This is a genomic window from Nocardiopsis sp. MT53, assembly GCF_019598965.1.
Classification (GTDB): Bacteria; Actinomycetota; Actinomycetes; order Streptosporangiales; family Streptosporangiaceae; genus Nocardiopsis; species Nocardiopsis changdeensis.
In genome coordinates this window covers 6646875-6666744 of record NZ_CP080599.1, presented here as the reverse complement: position 1 = coordinate 6666744, position 19870 = coordinate 6646875, and the positions used below count along the sequence as shown (strand labels likewise).

11 protein-coding genes are annotated in these 19870 nt (G+C 74.2%); 1 reads left to right on the top strand and 10 read right to left on the bottom strand.

The features are described from left to right. Window positions 1-243: 243 nt before the first annotated feature. The 10 genes from K1J57_RS29760 to eccD form a co-directional block, all read right to left on the bottom strand. Window positions 244-3546, bottom strand: coding sequence for a right-handed parallel beta-helix repeat-containing protein (locus K1J57_RS29760; protein WP_220562010.1), 3303 nt, complete (start codon window positions 3544-3546; stop codon window positions 244-246). An 83-nt stretch (window positions 3547-3629) separates the two neighbouring features. Beyond that, the gene (locus K1J57_RS29755; protein WP_220562009.1) at window positions 3630-5363 is read right to left on the bottom strand and encodes a hypothetical protein; all 1734 of its coding nucleotides are present in this window, start codon (window positions 5361-5363) and stop codon (window positions 3630-3632) included. After that, a complete protein-coding gene (locus K1J57_RS29750) occupies window positions 5360-5701 on the bottom strand; it encodes a hypothetical protein (RefSeq protein ID WP_220562008.1) in 342 nt (113 codons plus the stop codon). Before K1J57_RS29750 ends, K1J57_RS29755 begins: the two co-directional genes overlap by 4 nt. A gap of 40 nt (window positions 5702-5741) precedes the next feature. Further along, a complete protein-coding gene (locus tag K1J57_RS29745) occupies window positions 5742-6023 on the bottom strand; it encodes a YbaB/EbfC family nucleoid-associated protein (RefSeq protein WP_255646700.1) in 282 nt (93 codons plus the stop codon). Continuing rightward, complete coding sequence (locus tag K1J57_RS33810) at window positions 5968-9057, bottom strand: hypothetical protein (RefSeq protein WP_255647282.1); 3090 nt, start codon at window positions 9055-9057, stop codon at window positions 5968-5970. Before K1J57_RS33810 ends, K1J57_RS29745 begins: the two co-directional genes overlap by 56 nt. 46 nt (window positions 9058-9103) lie before the next feature. After that, entirely contained in the window at window positions 9104-11695 is a 2592-nt protein-coding gene (locus tag K1J57_RS29740; RefSeq protein WP_220562006.1) for a hypothetical protein, read from the bottom strand. 146 nt (window positions 11696-11841) lie between these two features. Beyond that, complete coding sequence (locus K1J57_RS29735) at window positions 11842-12138, bottom strand: WXG100 family type VII secretion target (RefSeq protein ID WP_220562005.1); 297 nt, start codon at window positions 12136-12138, stop codon at window positions 11842-11844. A gap of 60 nt (window positions 12139-12198) precedes the next feature. Continuing rightward, complete coding sequence (locus K1J57_RS29730) at window positions 12199-12522, bottom strand: WXG100 family type VII secretion target (protein WP_220562004.1); 324 nt, start codon at window positions 12520-12522, stop codon at window positions 12199-12201. Between the two features lie 24 nt (window positions 12523-12546). Further along, window positions 12547-13995: a type VII secretion protein EccB gene (gene eccB / locus K1J57_RS29725; protein ID WP_220562003.1), complete on the bottom strand. Its 1449-nt coding sequence runs from the start codon at window positions 13993-13995 to the stop codon at window positions 12547-12549. A 1-nt stretch (window position 13996) separates the two neighbouring features. Further along, entirely contained in the window at window positions 13997-15397 is a 1401-nt protein-coding gene (gene eccD, locus K1J57_RS29720) for a type VII secretion integral membrane protein EccD (protein WP_220562002.1), read from the bottom strand. Between the two features lie 212 nt (window positions 15398-15609). On the opposite strand from eccD, the gene eccCa reads away from it, so the two are divergent. Then, window positions 15610-19581: a type VII secretion protein EccCa gene (eccCa, locus tag K1J57_RS29715; RefSeq protein ID WP_220562001.1), complete on the top strand. Its 3972-nt coding sequence runs from the start codon at window positions 15610-15612 to the stop codon at window positions 19579-19581. Window positions 19582-19870: the final 289 nt, after the last annotated feature.

Genomic DNA, 19870 nt, shown 5'->3' with positions numbered 1-19870 from the left:
CACCGGGCTGACGCCCGCCCGGGAGCCCATCGGGCGCCGGGACCGTCGCCGCCCCGTTCCGCCGCGGCTCCGGCCGCGCTTCCGGGGGAGGACCGCCGGGCTGACGTCCGCCCGAGCGGGGGCCGCCGGGTGTCGGGAGCCGTCGCCGCCCCGTTCCGCCGCGGCTCCGGCAGGGCCCTTCGGCGTGGGCCGGGCATGAGACCGCCCCGGCGCGGACGGTGCGCCGGGGCGGTGCCGTGCGGGTCAGGGCACGTCGGCGGGCAGCAGCGCGGTGAAGTCCTCCCGGGTCGCCGAGGCGCCCAGCCCCACCAGGCGGCCCGCCTGGCGGGTGATCATCCGCTCCAGCACCTGACGGGCGTAACGGGCGTTGCCGAACGAGCCGTCCCGCTCCACCGTGGCGAAGTGCGCCGCGAGCGCCGCCAGCGTCTCGGGCCCGCACTCGTACCCCGAGGACGCCGCCATGCGGGTGACGATGGTGACCAGCTCGCCGTCGTCGTAGGACGGGAACTCCACCCGGTGGTTGAACCGGGAGGCCAGACCGGGGTTGGAGTCCATGAACCGGTCCATCTCGGCCGGGTACCCGGCGACGATCACCGCGACCTCGTCGCGGTGGTCCTCCATCAGCTTCAGCAGCGTGTCCACGGCCTCCTGGCCGAAGTCGTTGCCCTCCCCCTTGGGCGTGAGGGTGTAGGCCTCGTCCACGAAGAGCACACCGCCCCGGGCCCGCTCGAACACCTCCGCGGTGAGCTGGGCCGTGTGCCCGACGTAGCGCCCCACGAGGTCCGACCGGGCGGCCTCCACGACGTGGTCGCCCGGCAGCACCCCCAGCGTGTGCAGCAGCCTCCCGTACAGGCGCGCCACCGTGGTCTTACCGGTACCGGGGGGACCGGTGAAGACCAGGTGGTGGCTCATCGAGGACACGGGCAGCCCCATCGACCTGCGCTGCTCCGCCATGAGCAGCAGGTTCGCCAGGTCGTTGACGGTGTCCTTGACCTGCGCCAGGCCCACCAGGGCGTCCAGCTCCTCGCGCAGCTCGGTGATCTGCCGGTCGCGGTCGGCGGGGGAGTCCTCCTCCACCGCCCCCGCCCCCAGGTCCTCCGGCAGCAGCAGGGTCAGCGATTCGTGGTCCTCGGGGGAGGAGGCGCCCAGGCGGTTCGCCTGGCGGTCGATCATCTCCTCGAACACCTTGCGGGCCTCGCGGGCGTTGCCGAAGTTCGGCCCCTTGGGCATCCTCTCGAACATCCCCGCCAGGGCGGCCTCCGTCTCCGGGGCCAGCCGGTAGCTGTGCCCCTCGCAGAGCCGGCGCACGATCTCCACCAGCTCGCCCACCTCGTAGTTGACGAACTCGATGGTCTTGCTGAACCGCGACGCCAGGCCGGGGTTGGCCGCCAGGAAGCGGTCCATGTCCTCGGTGTACCCGGCGACGATCACCGCCACCTCGTCGCGGTGGTCCTCCATGAGCTTGACCAGCGTGTCGATGGCCTCCTTGCCGAAGTCGGGGCCCTTGCCCCCGTCGCCGCCGCTGGAGAGGGTGTACGCCTCGTCGATGAAGAGGACGCCCCCCTTGGCCTGCTCGAACACCTCGGTCGTCTTGATCGCGGTCCCGCCCACGTACTGCGAGACCAGGTCGGCCCGGGCCACCTCCACCACGTGTCCGTAGCGCAGCACGTCCAGCTCGGCCAGGATGCGCCCGTACAGGCGGGCGACCGTCGTCTTGCCGGTGCCGGGAGCGCCGCCGAAGACCAGGTGGCGGCTCATCGGCGGGGTGGGCAGGCCCATCTCCGCCCGCCGCTGTGCCATCTGGTTGCGGGTGATGAGGGTCCGCACCTCCTGTTTGACGTTGCCCAGGCCGATCAGGGCGTCCAGCTCCAGCATCGGGCCGGCGGCGGCCTCCTCCCCGCCCGCGCCCTCCTCCTCCGGCAGCGGCGCCAGGGGGACGGCGGTGCCCGCCTGCTCGCCGAACGCGTCGGGCGAGCCGTTGCCCTGGCTGAACAGGTCCTCGGTGCGGGCCTGCTCGCTGGCCACGGTCTGGCGCAGCCCCGAACGCCCGTTGTCGCGCACCGTGCAGTCCTCCACCACCACCTCCTCGGTGGAGTGGACCAGGACGCCGTCGGCGCGGTTGCCGAACACCTCGCACCGGCGCAGGGTGGCCCGCGCACCGGCGGCCAGCAGCACGCCGTTGCGCCTGCCCTCCCGCACCCGGGTGCGCAGCACCGTCGCGCGGCTGCCGCCGCGCACCGACACCCCGTCCCCCGCCGACGCGGAGACCTCGCAGTCGCGCAGGTCCGCCTCGCCGTCCGGGCCCACGGCCACGCCCGCGTCGCGGCTCTCCGCGATGCGCGCCCCCTCCAGTTCCAGGCGGCCGCCCTCGCGCACCGCCACGGAGGCGCTGCGGGTCCGCTCGAAGGTCATCCCCTCCAGCCGGCCGCGGGCCGAGCCCTCCAGCAGGGCCCCGTGCCCGTCGGTGTCCGACACCGCCATGCCCCGCAGGAACGGCGCCCCGCCGGTGATGACGATGCCGTGTCCGCCGGTGCCGCCGACCTCGCCGCGGTCGAACTCCACGACGCTGTCCTCGGCCAGCAGCAGGCCGCGGCCGCCCCGCACCCGCAGGCCCAGGAACGCCGTGGACGCGCGCCCCCCGGAGCGGACCGCGTCCCCCCCGGACTCCTCCACCTCGCAGTCGGTGAACACGCCGCGGGCCCGCTCGGTGACGTGCACCCCGGCGCCCTTCACGCGCACCGACCGGGTCCGGGCCACCTGGGGGTCGCAGCTGCCGCGGACCACGATCCCGTCGCCGCCGACCTCCTCGACCGTGCAGTCCTCGACCACCGGGCGCGCCTGGCTGGACAGGGCGATGCCGTCCTTCTCCGTGCGGTGCACGTACAGGCCGCGCAGGGTCGTGGCGGCCCCGTCCTCCAGGGCCACGCCGGGCTTGCCGGTCGCCGTGATCTCGCAGCCCTCCAGGGTGCCCGAGGCGTCGCCGCTGGCGAACAGCCCGTTGCCCCCGGCGTCGCGGAACACGCAGGACCGGACCGTCGGCCGCCCCTGCTCCCCGATGACCAGGGCGCTGGTCCCGACGTCCTCGACCACGCACTCCTCGATGAGGCTGAGCCCGGGGGAGACGATGACCACCCCGGCGCCCCCGGCGCAGCTCACCCGGCTGTCGCGCATGGCGACGGCGCCCGTCCCGCGCACCGACACCGCGGCCCAGGAGGCGCCGACGACCTCGCAGTCGGCCATCTCGACCTGGCCCGCGGGGATGTCCACCGTGGGCCGTTCCTCGTCGCGGCCGCGCAGGACGAGACCCGAGAGCTTGACCGCCTCCGCGCCTGAGAGCACGGCGCTCCCGGACGGACTGATCACCTCCACGCTCCCGCGGCCGTCGCGGGCGACCAGGGTGACGACCTCCCGCAGGACGAGGCTCTCCTCGTACCTGCCGGGCGCGATGGTGATCAGCGCGCCGCCGGAGGCCTCCTCCAGCGCCGCGGTGATCGTCTCGTGCGCTCCCTGGGCGCCGGGGTTGACGGTGAGGAGCTGCCTGCTCATCGGTGCCTTCCTTGTTCGTCCGGCCGCGCCGCGGCCCGGGTGGGGGAGGGCGGGGCGGCCCGCAGGGCCGCCCCGCCGGGGTGTCAGGGGCAGGAGGCGCGCACGGCCGACGCGGCGACGTGGGCGCTCGCGCCCTCCTGCGCCGCCAGGGGGTCGGCGCCCGCGTTGGTCAGTTCGACGGTGAACTCCGCGGCGGGGGTGACGAAGCCGGTGACCTGGACCCAGCCGCCGCGGACCTGCGACTGGTCGAAGCCGAACACCGCCACGGGCGGCTGCTCGGTGCCCACACCCGGCCGGATCAGGTACCGGGCCTCGCCGGGGGCCAGCCACAGGGGGCTCTCGTCGTCGGGGACGTGGACGTACAGCTCGCAGGAGACGCCCTCCCGCCCGGGCACGAAGGACCACACCGCGTACTGCCCGTTCCCCTGCTCGGGGTCGCCGGACACGGGGAGGGCGTCGTACTCGCCCGCGCACCCCTCGCCGTCGTAGCCCCCGGGCCGGGTCGCCCAGCCCTCGTCCGCGTCCTCGGCTCCGCCCCACCGGCCCTCGTGGCCGTAGGAGGCGCCGGGGAGCGCCGGGCAGCCGGGCCCGGCCACGGCGAGGTAGGAGCCGTCGGTGGGGGCGAAGCGCTCGGCGACGCCCCCCAGGACGGAGGAGTCTCCGCCGTTCGCCGCGCTCGGGTCCTGGGGGACCCCGGGGTCCTGCGGCCCGGCGGGGTCGGCCGCGTTCGCGTTCTGCGCGGCGTCCCCGGAGTCCTGCGGTGCCGTCTGCCCGGCACCGTCCCCGGCGGAGCCCGTGTCGGAGAACGCCTCGGCCGCGGACTCCTCGCCGCGGCCCTCCTGGGCGCCCGCGGCCGCCCCGTCCGCGGCGTCGCCCTCCTGGGCGGGGGGCCCGCCCTCCGCTCCGGCGGCGTCCTCCCCCGCGGGGGGATCCGCCGCGGCGTCGGTGCCGGTCTCCGCCTCCGCCTCCCCGGCGGAGTCCCCGCCGTCTCCGGCGGTGTCGGAGGCGGGGTCCCCGGCGGTGTCGCCGGCGGTGTCCCCGCTGCCGTCGGACGCGGCCACCGCGCCGGTGTCCGCCTCCGCGCCCTCGGCGGCGGGCGGTTCGGCCTCCGGCGCGGACCCCCGGTCGGGGGTCGAGGTCTGCACGGCGGAGCCGCCGACCGTGTCGCCGGGGTCGGGCATGGTGGGGGCGCGCAGGTCGGGCTGGACCTCCGGGACGTAGCCGGTGTCGGGGGCGGTGTCGGTGACGGGGGAGCCGCCACCCTCCCCGCCCGCCGGCACCGACTGGCCGCTCCCGGTGTCGCCGCCGGCCTGCCCGCCGGGCTGTCCACCCGTCTGCCCGCCGGCCTGGGCGCCGGCCTGCGCCTGCCCGGAGAGGGCGGGGGACACCGGCTCACCGCCCGCCATGACGTCCAGGGACACCGGGCCCCCGCCGGTGCCGGTCACCACGGCGAAGGGCGCCGCGACCAGGATCAGCCCGGCGATGGCGGCGCCCGCCAGCATCGGCGCCCCGGGCCGGTCCAGCGCGGGCTCCGCCTCGGCGGCGGCCTCGCGGTCGGCGCCGACCACCGAGCCCACCCGGCGGGCGGGGCCCTCGGGGCCGGGGCCCTCCTGCTCCCGGGGGGCCTCCGGGGCCGGGGCCGCCGCGGTGGCCTGTCCGGCCGCCCTCTCGGCGGACTGTTCGGCGGCGGGGGCCCCGCCGTTGAGGGCCGCGCCGAAGTCCTCCGCGGCGGGCGCCGCGGAGGCCGGGGCGGGCCGGGCGGCCGCGCCCGGCGCCTCCTCGGGGACGGGGGCCCCGGAGGCGGGGTTCGGGCTCATCTGCGTCCTCCGGGGGTGAAGGTCCCGCCGAGGTCGATGTTGGCGTCCTCGGTCCCCTGGAAGCTGCCGCCCATATTGAGGGTCCCGTCCGCGGCCTGGCGCTGGGCCACGGCGATGAGGTCCAGCAGGGTGTACAGGACCTCCTCCGCCTCGCCGATGTTCTTCTGCATCTGCTCCGCGTACTCGCCCTTGGTCCCCCACGGGACGCCGAGCGGTTCGCGCGCGGCGCGGGTGTGGGCGATGAGCTCGTCCGTGTAGTCGGCCGCGTCGTAGATCCGCGAGCCGTTCCTCCTGATGCCCTCAGGGAAGGCCGACAGGCCTCGTCCCGGTGCTGTCATCGGTTCCTCCTTCGAATCCGTGTCCGGCGGCGCCGGGCCCTCACCCGAGGTCGTCCAGGGAGACGCCCATGCGGCGCAGCGTCTCCTCGGGGTCGAGGTCGCCCCGTATCGCCGCCTGCGTGTCGATGCCCTCGGGCATGAAGGCCTCGTAGGCCTGCGCGACGCGGTCCGCCATCTGCTTCTGCGCGCGGCCGACGACCTCGACGATGGCCGCGGACAGCTCCGCCGGGGCCATGGTCCGGTACCCCTCGGTGTGGAACTTCAGCTCAGTCAGACGACCCGTCCCGTCCACCGTCGCGGCCACCAGCCTGTTCTTGGCCACGGCCTCTTCGGTTGCCGACTCCAGGCTTGCGCTTGCGTCCGAGAGTTCCCTCATCGTCGTGTGAAGCCGTTCCAGTTCGGCCTCCATCTGCTCCCGCATCGATGAGCTCATGGCGCTGGGCCCCCTTCTTCTGCTGTCCGGGCACGGGCCGTCCGAGCGTGGCCCGCTGCTGGTTCTTGTCGGTCCCCCAGACCTTCTCGTCCTCGGAGAGCCAGGTGGTCCGGTTGCGGTCGCGGTTCTCGGCACCGCCGCCACCGCCCATACCGCCCATCGGCGGCATCATGGGCGACATCATCGGCGAGCCCATCCCGTTCATGTTCTGCTGGCCCGCGGCGCCCCCGGGGCCGCCCGCGCCCGCGGCGCCCGGGCCCCCGCCCCCCTCGGCCTGGACCTGGGGCCCGCCCGCGCCGGTGGGCGCGGCGAACATCTGGGTGCGGTCCGAGGAGTCGGAGCCGTTCCCGCCCCCGCCGCCCGAGGAGTCGTTGCCGCTGCCGTAGCCGCCGTAGTTGAGGCCCTCGGGCCCGCCGCTCTCGAAGCGCGGCGGCGGGTACTCCACCTCCTCCGACGGTCCCTCGAACCCGCCCTTGATCGCCTCGCCCGTGTCCGGGTCGACGGGGTAGGGCAGTCCGGTGACCGGATCGACCTCCGCGGGCTCCCCCGTGACGGGGTTGATCGGGACGTCCTCCCCGCCGCCGGGGAAGTTGGTGTCCAGGCCCGGGTCGATCGGCGGCGGGGTGAAGGAGTCGGGCGGCAGCGGCTGCCCGGTGACGGGGTCGACGGGGGCCGGGAGGCCGGTCACCGGGTCGTAGTCGATGGGCATCCCCGTGTCGGGGTTGTAGGGGAGCCCGGTGTCGGGGTCGACCGGGAACGGCCTCCCCGTCTCGGGGTCGATGGGCAGTCCCGTCGCCGGGTCCATGTCCAGCCGCGTCCCGCCGTCGCCGGTGACCGGTTCGCCGGTGACGGGGTCGAGCGGCAGGGGGAGGCCGGTCTCGGGGTCGTAGGTGATCGGCAGTCCGGGGTCGGGGGACACCGGACCCCCGGTGACCGGGTCCACGGGGTGGACCTGCCCGGTCTCCGGGTCGTAGTCGATGGGCAGGCCGGTGTCGGGGTTGTAGGGCAGGCCGGTCTCGGGATCGACCGGGAAGGGCCGCCCGGTGTCCGGGTCGATCGGCAGGCCGGTCTCGGGGTCGAGTTCGAGGCGGCTGCCCCCGTCCGGGGACACGGGCTCGCCGGTGACCGGGTCGATCGGTGTGACCCGGCCCGTCTCCGGGTCGAAGTTGATGGGCAGGCCGGTGTCGGGGTCGAAGGGCCGACCCGTCGCGGGGTCGACGGGGAAGGGCCGCCCGGTGTCCGGGTCGATCGGCAGGCCCGTCGCCGGGTCCACCGCCAGGCCGGTGGGCGGCGGGAGGTTCGCCCCGCCGTTGCGGCGGCCGGTGCCGCCGCCCGAACCGGGGCCGTTGAGGCCCAGCGGCGGGGGAGGTGGGATCACGCCGCCCGGGACGGGACCGCCCCCCTGGGGGAAGTCGGTGCCCAGGCCGGGGGGCGGCGGGACGGTGCCGCCGGGTCCCCCCGGACCGTTGACGCCGACGGGGCCGTTGACGTCGCCCGGGCCGTTGAGACCCAACGGGGGAGGGGGTGCCACGCTCCCGGGAGGGGGCACCACGCCGCCCGGCGGCACCTCGCCGCCGGGGCCGGTGCCGTCGCCCCCGGGGTAGTCGCTGCCCGGGTCGGGCGGCCCCTCCAGGCGGACGGTCTCGGGCCCCGGCCCTCCGCTGCCGTAGTTCCCGCCGTCGTCGGGGCCGCCCTCGTAGTCGGGCGGGCCCTCCCCGGGACCCTCGTAGTTGAGGTCGTCCGGGCCCCCGTAGCCGGGGGGCGGCTCCTCCATCCAGTCGGGGATGTCGGGGCCCTCGCCCCCGGGCGGGCCGTCGCCCCAGTCGATCTTGATCTCCGGAGGACCCTCCCCCTCACCGTCGCCGTCGCCGAACATGTCGTCGTACGGGTTGTCGGTGTCGTTGATGTCGGGGACCATGCTCAGCGGCAGGCCGCCCTTGGGGTCCTCGATGATGTTGAGGTCGGTGTGCGCCCTCTTGTACATCTCCTCCATCTTGTTGTACAGCTCGGACGCGGCCGTGAAGACGCCCTCGAACTGCTCGCGCCACCGGTTCTTCAGCTCGTTGTTGACGTTGCTGTCCGTGATGTCGTCGCCGACGATCCCGTAGACCGGCGGGTCCGCGTGGATGGGGATCTGGAACTGTCCGCGGGCGCTGTTCCACTGCTCGCGGCCGGTGGTCACGTTGAAGTACCAGTCGTCCAGGATCCGCCGCATGCCGCTTTGCGGATTGTTCAGCGCATTCGTCACCGCGTCCTGGAGCGCGACCGCCTTGCGGCGGATCGGGTCCATGACCTCCTTGAGCGCTTCGTGGTTGTTGTCGACCTGGCGCCTCAGGTCCCGCAGGCGCAGGGCGAAGTCGTAGAGCCGGGCCGCGTAGGCGGACGCCGCCGAACCCGTCATCGGCCCGTCGGGAACGTCGAGCTCGTTGTACGCGGTGCGCATCTTCTCGCTCTGCGTGTCCAGCATGGTGCTCAGCTCGGACAGGTGCGTGACGAGGTCCTTGACCGGCTGGCCGTGGAAGGTGGTGGAACCGGTCCCGGGCATGGAGTTGGGGATGACGCCGGCGAGGGTGGCCAGAGCCGTGCGGAACTTGGACTCGGCCGACTCGGGGCCGGTCCACAGCTCCTCGATCATCGTGTAGCCGGCGTAGTCCCAGCCGTTGGGCATCTGGTACGTGTAGTAGCCGGACGAGTAGGTCTGGTAGCCGGGCTTGCGCATGCGCCACCAGCGGTTCATCTCGTGGCCGCCGTAGTCGAACTCGAAGCCGACGAACGGCTTGGTGTCCTTGGCGAAGTGGTACCGGCCGTGGTCCACCCAGTTGACACCGCTGCCGATGATCGTGTCCACGCTCGGCATCGGGGGGTGGTTCCCCCCGTCCTCGGCGTCGGCGACGATGTTCATGATCTCGTGCAGTGCGGGCACTCTTCCTCCGACCTCCTCGGGGTCTCGGCGGGTCTCGGTGGCGCTGTCAGGGGGCCGTGGTGGTGGTGCCGCCGCTGCCGGTCGTGCCTGGCGGGCTCCCGATCAGGTAGACCACCTGGCTCGCGTTGAGCTCCTGGTCCTCTTCCAGCTGCTCGAACTCGATGATGTTGACCTCGAGGCGGTCGCTGATGTCGTCGAGCTCCTTGCGGATGTCCTTGACGATCCTGAAGAGGTTGCCCATGGACTGGTCGATGCTGCCGGCGAGGAGGCCCGCGCTGGCGAGCCCGGACGGGTTGCCGAGGAGGGTGACGCCGGTGGTCTGGCCCTCGGTGCCGCTGCCGCCGTAGACGGAGTAGTTGTCGTCGTGCGCGTTCAGGGCGGTGTCGAGCCCGTCCACGTACTCCGTCTGGAAGGACCGCAGGCGGTCGACGTCGATCTTGGTGCCCTGGCCCTCCTGGGGGCCGTCGCCGTTGCCCCCGGTGCCCTCGCCGTCACCGCTCCCGCCGGATCCCTCTCCGTCCTCGTCCTCCTCGTCCTCTTCTTCTTCCTCGTCCTCGCCGTCCTCCTCGTCCTCTCCCTCTCCTTCGCCGTCCTCGCCGTCCTCGTCGCCCTCTCCGTCCTCGTCCTCCTCCGGTTCCTCTTCCTCGTCCTCCTCCGGCTCCTCTTCCTCGTCCTCGGAACCGGTGCCGGTCACGCCGCCGGACGGCTGGGGGGTCGGGTCCGGAGCCGGCCCGTACAGGCCCTCGCCCCCGATCGGGTCCGGGACGCTGTCCGGGTCGAGGTGGGAGAGCCCTTCCGTGGTCTCCGTTCCGGGACCGGAGGTCTCCCCGCCCGTCGTGGAGCCGTCCTCCTCCCCGCCGGGGACCTCGGTGACGAACTCGGTGCTCTCGGTGGGGTCGAGCGTCGCCGGGTCGGAGACGCCCTCACCGGTGATCTCCTCCCGGGGGATGCGCTCGCCCACCACGACCGGTTCGTCCCCGGTCCCGGCGGGGGCGTCCGGGGCGGGCCCGTACATGCCCTCGGTGACGATCGGGTCGGGGACACTCTCCGGGTTCTCGCCGGAGTCCTCCTCCGGGTCGGATCCCGGGTCCGTGGAGCCGTACCCCCCGGTCCGGTCACCGGACTGTTCGCCGGGCGTGGGGCCGCCGACCAGGACGGGGGTGTCGTCGGCGACGGGGGTTTCCGGGGCGGGCCCGTACATGCCCTCGGTGTCGATGTGGTCGGGGACGCCTTCCCCGTCGTCCCCGCCGTGGTCCCCGCCGGGGTGCGAGCCCACGGGGGTGACCGAGCCGGGTGCCCCGCCCGAGGTGCCGGGGTCCTGGCCGGGGCGGCCGTGCACGCCCTCGTACCCCTCCTCACCGCCGGGGCGGTCCTCGCCGCCGGGACGGTCCCGGTCCCCGCCGGGCTCGTGGTCGTCCTCGTCGGTGACGCCCTCCTCGTCGCCGCCGGGCCGGTCCTCGCCGCCGGGACGGTCACCCTCCTCGTCGCCGCCGGGGCGGCCGCCGTGCTCCCCCTCGGAGCCCTCGTCGCCCTCGCCGTCCCCGGCGGGGCGGTCCTCGTCGTCGTCCTCGGAGCCCTCGTCCTTGTCGTCCTCGGAGCCCTCGTCCTCTCCCACCGGCTCGATGGTGACCAGGCCGGTCTCCGGGTCGACCGAGACGGTGCCGTCCCCGGGGTCGACCGAGACCTCGCCGGTCTCGCCGTCCATGACGATGCGCAGGTCGCCGATCTCGACGGTGACGTCCGCGAACTCGCCCTTGACCGGGTCGACCGCGAGGGTCCCCGTCGCCGGGTCGATCGTCATGACGAGGCCGCCGGCCTCCACGGTGACCGGAGGGGCGTCGGGACCCAGCGGGACGTTCTCGTCCGACGGCTCGATCCTGACGGCGCCGTCCTCGGGGCCGACCGTGATCCGCAGGTCCTCGGCGAGGATGACGGTCTCACCGGTCTCGGGGTCCACGGTGACCACCGGGCCGACGGCGCCGGAGGCCCCGTCCCCGGAGCCGTCGTCCCCGGGAGCGCTGATGGGGACGGCTTCGACGGGGGCGGACACCGGCTCGGCCTCGACCGCGGGGATGCCCGCCATGACGGGCTCCAGGCGGGCCTGCTCGACCATGGGCAGGCCCGCGGACACCGGCTCCGCCTCCAGGGCGGGCGTCGCCTCCACCAGGTCCGACTGCTCGGGCGCGCGGACGGACACCACGTGCACCGGATCCTCCAGCGGCGCGGACACCGGTTCGGCGACCACGCCCTCGGTGGTCTCCTCCCTGGAGGCGGGGACGCCCTGGACCATCGGTTCGAGCCGCTGGCCCTCCACGAGGCGGCCGGCCATGAGCGGCGACGCCTCCGCGGTGGCGCCCAGCACGAGGTCCCCGTTCCGCTCCACGACGGAGGAGGACTCGGGGTCGATCACCACGCTCTGGTCCGCCGTGTCCACCTCGACCGTGCCCGACCGGTTGGTCATCATGAGCAGGCCGGTGGCCAGGTTCAGGCTGAGCGGAGCCCCGCCCGTCCCCGAACCGGACCCGGTCTGCTGGGAGGACAGGGTGGTGAGGAGTTCGGCCTGCTCCTCCTCGCCCTCGACGGGCGTCTCCGGCTCACCGGAGAGGGCGGCGCGAAAGTCGTACAGCGATTCGGACACGTTCTCGGTCTCCTTGCCGCCCGTACGGGGGCGTCATCCGAACTAGGGGAGGTGCGGGCCGGACCCGTGGACGGTCGGGTCCGGCCCGGGGAGGCCGGGCGGCGCGATCGCGCGCACCGCCCGGCCCGGTCCGGCTTCCGGGCGGATCAGAGGAGGGAGGCCCAGTTCATGGCCTCGCGGCGGTCCGTGCCGGAGTAGTTGTTGCGGATGTCGTTCAGGGCGTTCTGGGCCTTGCCCAGCAGGGTGCGCATGTCGGCGACGTTGAGCCGCCAGGACTTCACCTTCGCCTCGTAGTTCTCCTTGGTCTCACCTTCGAGGTCGGCCAGGAGCTTCTGCATCTTGGCGTCGAGCTCCTCGATCTGCCGTGCGACCGCTTCGGTCTGCTGGCCCAGACGCATCGTCGCGTCGTCGACATGGCCGTAGCTGACGTCGAATCCGTTCATGGGTTCCGCCTTGCCGTCGTAGGGGTGCGTGGAGGGGGCTCCGGGGACCGCCGCCCGGGGTCAGCCCGACTGGTTCGGGTTCAGGTCGTCCATCCACCGGGAGCCGGTCAGGATGGCCTGGTCCTCGGTGGCGTTCATGGCCTGGACCGTGCCGCCGAAGGTGCCGATCATCTGGTTCATGTCGTTGGTGATGAGCCGCAGCTCCTCCAACCAGCCCACCAGCGCCTCGCTGTAGCGGTTGGAGGCCGCGCCCTGCCAGGACCCGCGCAGGCCGTCACGGGTGTCGTCGACGTTCTGGTAGATGTTGTTGCACTGCGTGTAGGCCTCCTGCATCGCCTCCTGGGCGAGCCGGTTGGCCTCATCGGTACTCCGTGTTCTCGACATGTGCATCTCCTCTGGTGTTGGGCGCTAGGGGCAGGCGGTGCCCCCGCCTCGGGGGGAGGACGCCAAGGGGAGCGAGGCGGCCTCCTGGCTCAGCAGCGGCCCGGTGGGCAGGACCCGGAGCAGCGACGTCGGCAGCGGCACCGCCTCGTCCTCCGTGTATCCCAGGGCCGTCAGCGCGGCGGTGTCGGCGACCGGGTACTTGGCCGCGGCGTCCGTCACCACGTAGTAGGTCGGGGCCGCGTCGGTGCCCGCCACGGGCCGCGCGCGGACCACGCCGCCCTGTCCGGCGGGGATGCCGACGAGGGCGGGAGTGGGGCACCCGGGTTCCACGAACGGGCGCTCCTGGACCGGCCACGCCCGGATGCCGGAGGGCGCGTCCATGGTCATGGCCATCGACCCGTCCGCCTCCCAGCGCAGGCAGGGCACCCCGGCGCCCACCTCCAGCGCGGTGGGCGGGGCGGGGGGCAGGCCCTGGGCCGCGTCCGGGGTGGCGGGGTCGGCGGCGAGATTTGCGTGCACCTCGGCCGACGCGAGCGGCACGGGCTCGGGGGAGGCGTCGCCGTAGGCGGGACCGGAGACCGCGGTGTCGCCGAGCAGCAGCAGCGCCTGGGTGAGCGTCAGGGGGGCCAGCCCGTCCCGGGTGAGCAGGTAGTGCTGGTCCTCCTGGCCGGGCGCGGAGACCGCGAACACCTGGCCCACCGACCGGGTGGAGCCCGCCAGCTCGCGGCCCTCCTCCCCGGCCCCGGCCACCTCGGGGGCGACCAGGTCCGGGCCCTCGGGGACCGTGTTGAGGAAGGCGGAGTCCACCGGCAGCGCGGGGGTCGTCCCGTAGCCGAGGGCCTGCACGCCCCCGGCCTCCTCGTCCATGCGCAGCCGGGTGCCCTGCCACAGCAGGTACGGGGTGCCGTCCGGGCCGGAGACGAGGACGCCGTCGCCGGACCCGACGACCCAGGGGTCGGGCGCCTCGCCGACCACCAGGGCGGTCCTGCCGCGCGGCGCGTCCTCCTCGCCGACCGGTGCCACGGCGCACAGGCGCCAGGTGCCCTGGGTGCCCGCCTCGGGGAGCCCGTCGGGCGCCCCGGCGATGCCCACCGGGCCGCCCATCGTCTCCCCCTCCAGGGATCGCTGGGAGACGAGGGAGGTGGCGGCGCCCTCGCCCACGGCCAGCTTGGCCGACGCCAGGTTGGCGACGGGGCGCAGCACACCGCCCGAGTACAGGTACGTGGCCCCGCCGTCGCGGTCGATGACGATCCGCCCCTCCTGGCGCCAGGAGGTGGCCCCGCCGGGGAAGATCAGGCCGAAGACCAGGAAGCCGATGCAGATCAGCGCCCCGATGGCCATGCCGACGTAGGTGCCGGTGCGCGTGCGGCGCATGGGCGCGTCGACGGCGTCGGGGTCGGCCTCCAGCATCGCCGTTCCCAGCCGGCCCACGGTGAAGTTGTGGGCCATCACCCGGTCGCGTCGTGACTGCACGTCAGCCCCCGATCCCGCGCAGGAGGCCGAACACCCCGAACTGCGCCAGTACCAGGGGCACCAGGGCCACGCACAGGATCAGCTGGATGATCTCCGCGGCCCGCCCCCAGTGCGGCAGGGCCCGCCGCCCCGGCAGGCTCCAGGAGACCACCGCGAGGATCGTCGTGGCAGCGAACAGGCCCAGCACGGCCAGGAGGCGGCCCAGGGGTTCCGCGCCCCAGGCCAGGGCGATGGCGAGCACGCCCAGGGCGGCCCAGGGCGGGCCCACCATCAGCGCGCGCTGCCAGGCGCTGCCGAGCCCGCGCGACTGGAGCAGCATCACCAGGCACAGGATCAGCACGAACGTCTTGGGGATCCAGCCCGGGGTGAGGGCCAGGACGCACGCGCACACCGTGATCACGGCGCCGGTGGAGGCGTACAGGGCGGTCTGGAACCGGTCGGCCAGGTGCGTCCGGTCCAGCACCCGCCGGGCCGGGAGCGGGTCGATCTCCTCCTGGAGCTGCTTGGGGTTGGCCGGCAGCGCCGGGAGCTTCAGGCCGGAGAGCCGGAAGGCCAGCTGGGGGGCGTAGGTGCCGGTGAACAGCGCCAGCATCGCCACCAGGGCGGCGGCGTCCGGGACGGAGGTGCCCGGCAGGAACATCAGGAGCAGCCCCGCGACGGCGCCCAGCACCTCGACGACGAACAGTCCGGCGAAGAAGGGGATGGAGCCCGCCACCGCGGCGACCCCGAGCACGCTGGCGCCCGCCGCCGTCACCGAGGCGGTCAGGAGCACCGCGCCCGTGAACAGCGTCCCCGGCTCCCCGGTGGGGACCAGCGCCCCCGCCAGCCCCATGGCCAGGGTGGCGCACCCGGCCAGGCCGGTGGACGCGGAGAGGTCGGCCATGGCGCGCGAGGCGGCCCAGGCCGACAGCAGCATGAGGAGCGCCGAGGCGGTCGCGCCCAGGACGGTGAACAGGTTCCGGCCCCCGGCGGTGAGCACGCCGAGCCCGATCAGCAGCACCACCAGCCCCATGACCTGGAGCAGGACGCGGGTGTGGGCGGGCGACCAGCGGTCGGGCCGCTCCGCCATGCCCGTGGCCACCCCGTCGACGATGTCGTCGAAGTGGACCGGGGGCAGCTGCTCGCGCCGGGGCCGCAGGTACAGGGTCTCCCCGTGGCACAGGCCCAGGGACGCCAGGGTCTCGTCCTCGTCCAGGGGCTCGTCGCCCAGCTGCTGGAGGACCCACCCGTCGTGTTCGAGGCCGCTCTCGTCCAGGTCCTCGCCGTCGTCGCCCTCGGCGTACAGCACGAGGGTGGGGATGATCTCGGACAAGGGGACCTCGACCGGGGCCGCGATCTCGAACGCGCGCCCGGGGGCGCGGATCAGGAGGCGGCAGGGGTCGGCGGCGGAGGAATCGGACATCCGGCGGCCGTTCGACGGGGGGCTACGGAACGGCACAGACACTAACACTCAGATATCGGTTTCTGGTGTTGTGTTGGTTTATGTATCCGAATTTGTGACCTTGTTTCGTAACGGTAGCTTTTCCCGTGGCCTGCCGCTCACCCTGCCGTGGTCTCCTCGTTCCGGCATCCGCGAGCGGCCCCGACCGGCCCCACCAAGGAGGACCCACCCCCGTGAGCACCATCCGCGTACGGCGCCCGCCGAGGCGCCCCGGCCCCGACCTGCCCTCGGGGGAGATCACCCTCCAGGAGCCGCCGGAGCTGACCGAGCAGCAGTCCAGCATGTCCTCGGTCTTCATGTACATGCCGATGGCGTTCACTTCACTCGCGATGCTCATGATGTTCATCCGGCCGGGGAACATGGGCAACAGCGTGATGCCCTTCATCGCGGGCGGCATGATGCTGGCCGGCGCCGTCCTCATGCTCGGCGGGCAGTACCTGCGCGCGGTCCTGGAGCGCCGCGCCAAGCTCAACGACGATCGGCGGGACTACCTGCGCTACCTGCGGCAGATGCGCACCCGGCTGCGCCAGGTCGTCACCGAGCAGCGCGACGCCATGCTCTGGCGCGCCCCCGACCCCGACGCCCTGTGGTCCATCGTCCGCACCTCGCGCCTGTGGGAGCGCCGGGCCGACGACGAGGACTTCGGCGAGGTCCGCGTCGCGGTCGGCGAGCAGGCGCTGTCCATGAAGATCTCCCCGGTCGCGTCCAAGCCGGTGGAGGACCTCGAACCCCTCAGCGCGCACGCCCTGCGCCGCTTCATCCGCGCCTACGGCACGGTCGAGGACCAGCCCGTGCAGGTCTACCTGCGCGGCTACGCCCGGGTGACCATGCGCGGCGACCTGGCCGCCTCCCGGGCGCTGACCCGCGCGCTCCTGGGCCAGCTCGCCGTCTTCCACTCCCACGACGAGCTGCGCATCGCCGTGTGCGCCTCGGCGGCGGCCCTGCCCAACTGGTCCTGGGTGAAGTGGCTGCCGCACAACCAGCACCCCACCGTCCGCGACGGCGCCGGGCCGGCCCGCCTGCTCTGCACCGACGCGATCGAGCTCGAACAGCTCCTCGGGGAGGGGCTCGCCGACCGGCCCCGCTTCGACCCCGCCGCGGCCCCCGGGCGCGAGGAGCCCTTCGTGGTCGTGGTCGTGGACGGCGGGAGCATCCCGCCCGGCTCCCGCCTGCTCGGCGGCGGGTACCGCAACGCCGTGGTCGTGGACGTCGCCGACCCCATGCCGCCCGAGGACGACCCCTACACCCTCGCGCTGCGGGTGGAGCCCACCCGGTTGGTCATGCTGGGCAGCGACAACACCGGCCGGGACACCGAGGAGGACCTCGGCCGCCCCGACTCCCTCAGCCTGTCCCGCGCCGGCTCCCTGGCGCGGCTGCTCGCCCCCTACCGGGCCAGCGGCGCCGCCGTGGAGGTGACGGAGCCGCTGACGACCGACTTCGAGCTGACCACGCTGTTGGGCATCCGGGACCTGCGGTCCCACGACCCGGAGCGGATGTGGGGGGAGCTGCACCCCAAGAACCGGCTGCGGGTCCCCATCGGCATGACCTCGGAGGGGGCGCCCCTGGAACTGGACCTGAAGGAGTCGGCGCTGGGCGGCATGGGCCCGCACGGCATGCTGATCGGCGCCACCGGCTCCGGCAAGAGCGAGCTGCTGCGCACCCTCGTGCTCGGGCTGGCGCTCACGCACACCCCCGAGACGCTCAACTTCATCCTCGTGGACTTCAAGGGCGGCGCGACCTTCATCGGCCTGGACGGGCTGCGGCACACCTCGGCGCTGATCACGAACCTGGCCGACGAGGCCATCCTGGTGGAGCGCATGCAGGACGCGCTGCACGGCGAGCTGGTCCGCCGCCAGGAGCACCTGCGGGCGTCGGGCGGCTACAGCTCGGTGCACGAGTACGAGCGGGCGCGCGAGTCCGACCCGTCCATGGAGCCGCTGCCGACCCTGTTCGTGGTGGTGGACGAGTTCAGCGAGCTGCTGGCCGCCCACCGGGACTTCATGGACCTGTTCGTGATGATCGGCCGGCTCGGGCGGAGCCTGGGCGTCCACCTGCTGTTGGCGTCCCAGCGCCTGGACGAGGGGCGGATGCACCAGCTGGAGAGCCACCTCTCCTACCGGATCGCGCTGCGGACGTTCTCCGCGATCGAGAGCCGGGGCGTGCTGGGGGTGCCCGACGCCCACCGGCTGCCGTCGGCGCCGGGCAACGGGTTCCTCAAGACCGACACCGAGACGCTGACCCGCTTCAAGGCCGCCTACGTCTCGGGGGCCTACCGGGTGAGCCCGCGCGCCGTCCGCGTCAGCGGCGCTGCGGAGGCCGACACGGTCCTGTTCACGGACGCGCCCGTCCGCATGTCGGAGACCGTCACCGAACAGGTCGTGGAGGAGCAGCCGCAGGACGCGCAGACCCCCCTGCTGGAGGTCGCCCTGGACCGCCTGTCGGGGCACGGGCCCGCCGCCCGCGAGGTGTGGCTGCCCCCGCTGGGCGTGCCGCCGCTGCTGGACGAGCTGCACCTCATGACCGGGAGCGCCATCCCCGAGGGCGGGGTGCTCTGGGACGACCGGGGCTCGCTGCGGATCGCCGTCGGAGTCGTGGACCGGCCCTTCGAGCACCAGCGCAAGCCCCTGGTCGCCGACCTCACCGGAGCGGGCGGCCACATCGGCATCGCGGGCGGGCCCCAGAGCGGCAAGAGCACACTGCTGGCGTCGTTCATCCTGGGGCTGGCGCTGCGCAACACCCCCGCCCAGGTGCAGTTCTACGGCATCGACTGCGGCGGCGGCCTGCTCCAGGCGCTCAAGGGCCTGCCCCACATGGGCAGCGTCGCCGCGCGCACCGACGAGCGGCGCATCGTGCGGACCGTCATGGAGATGCACGAGATCCTCACCCACCGCGAGACGCTCTTCGCGGAGCAGGGGATCGACTCCATGGCCACCTACCGGGCCCGGCGCGCGGCGGGCGAGTTCGCGGACGAGCGGCACGGCGACGTGTTCCTGATCGTGGACGGCTGGGGCACCATCCGGCAGGACAACATGGACCTGGTCGCCTCCATCGTCCAGCTGGTGCAGCGCGGCCTCAACTACGGCATCCACGTCATGGTGGCCTCGCCCCGGTGGGCGGACTTCAACACCAGCGTCCGCGACCTCATGGGCAGCCGCTTCGAGCTGCGGCTGGGCGACCCGGTCGACTCGCTCGTCCACATGCGCGCCGCCCAGACCGTGCCCCGCATCCCCGGCCGCGGCATCACCGACGACAAGCACCACTTCCTGACCGGCCTGCCCCGGGCCGACGGGATCCCGGAGGCGGTGACGGTGGCCGCGGGCATGGGCGAGCTGGTCACCAGGGTGAAGGACGCCTGGGACGGCCCGGTCGCCCCGCCCGTGCGGACCCTGCCCGCCGTGCTCCGGGCCGCCGAGCTGCCCGGCTCCGACCTGGAGGGGACCGGCGGTGTCCTGCGGGTGCCGCTGGGCCTGGAGAGCCGGCGCATGCAGCCCTTCTGGCACGACTTCGGGGCCACGCCCCACCTGCTGGTGGTGGGCGACACCGAGTCGGGCAAGACCAACCTCGTCCGGCACATCACCAACGCGATTCGGAGCCACTACGGGCCCTCGGAGGCCCGGGTCGTCCTGGGCGACCAGAGGCGCAGGCTCTACGACGCCGTCCCCAAGGAGATGCAGCTGGGGTACGCGGTGACGGGCGACAGCGTGCGGGAGATGATGCAGGCCGCCGCGCAGGCGATGCAGGTGCGCATGCCCGGGCCCGAGATCACACCCGACCGCATCCGGCTCCGCGACTGGTGGAACGGGCCGGAGCTGTTCGTCATCGTGGACGACTTCGAGCTGGTGGCGGGCAGCGGATCCAGCCCCATGGCCCCGCTGGCGCCCATGCTGGCGCAGGGGGCGGAGATCGGCATGCACGTCATCCTGGTGCACGCGGCGGGCGGGTTCGGCCGGGCGAGCGGCGAGCCGTTCATCCGGTCGCTGATCGACCTGAACACGCCCAGCATCATGCTGTCCTCGCCGCCGTCGGAGGGGATGCTGTTCGGCAGCATCCGGGCCCGCCGGATGCCGCCGGGGAGGGCCCTGTGGATCTCCCGCCGGGACCCGGTGGAGGTGCAGCTGGCCCTGGTGGAGGAAGAGGGCGCCTGAGTGGGGGTGGGCCCGTCCTGGGGCCCCGGGACGGGGCGGGGCGGTCGGCCACGGTCGGCGGGGGAACCGCCTCCTGCGCGGCAGGGGGTTCCTCACCCGGCCGGGGCCCTTGGCCCCAGCCGGAGGGCATCGCTGAGTCCCCGCCGCAGGAGGTGAGGGCCGCAGGAGGCTTCCCGCCCCGGCCCCAGGGGGTTTCTCACCCGATCGGGGCCCTGAGCCACTGCCGGAGGGCGAACCGCTACCTCCGCCGCAGGGGGTTTCTCACCCGATCGGGGCCCTGAGCCACTGC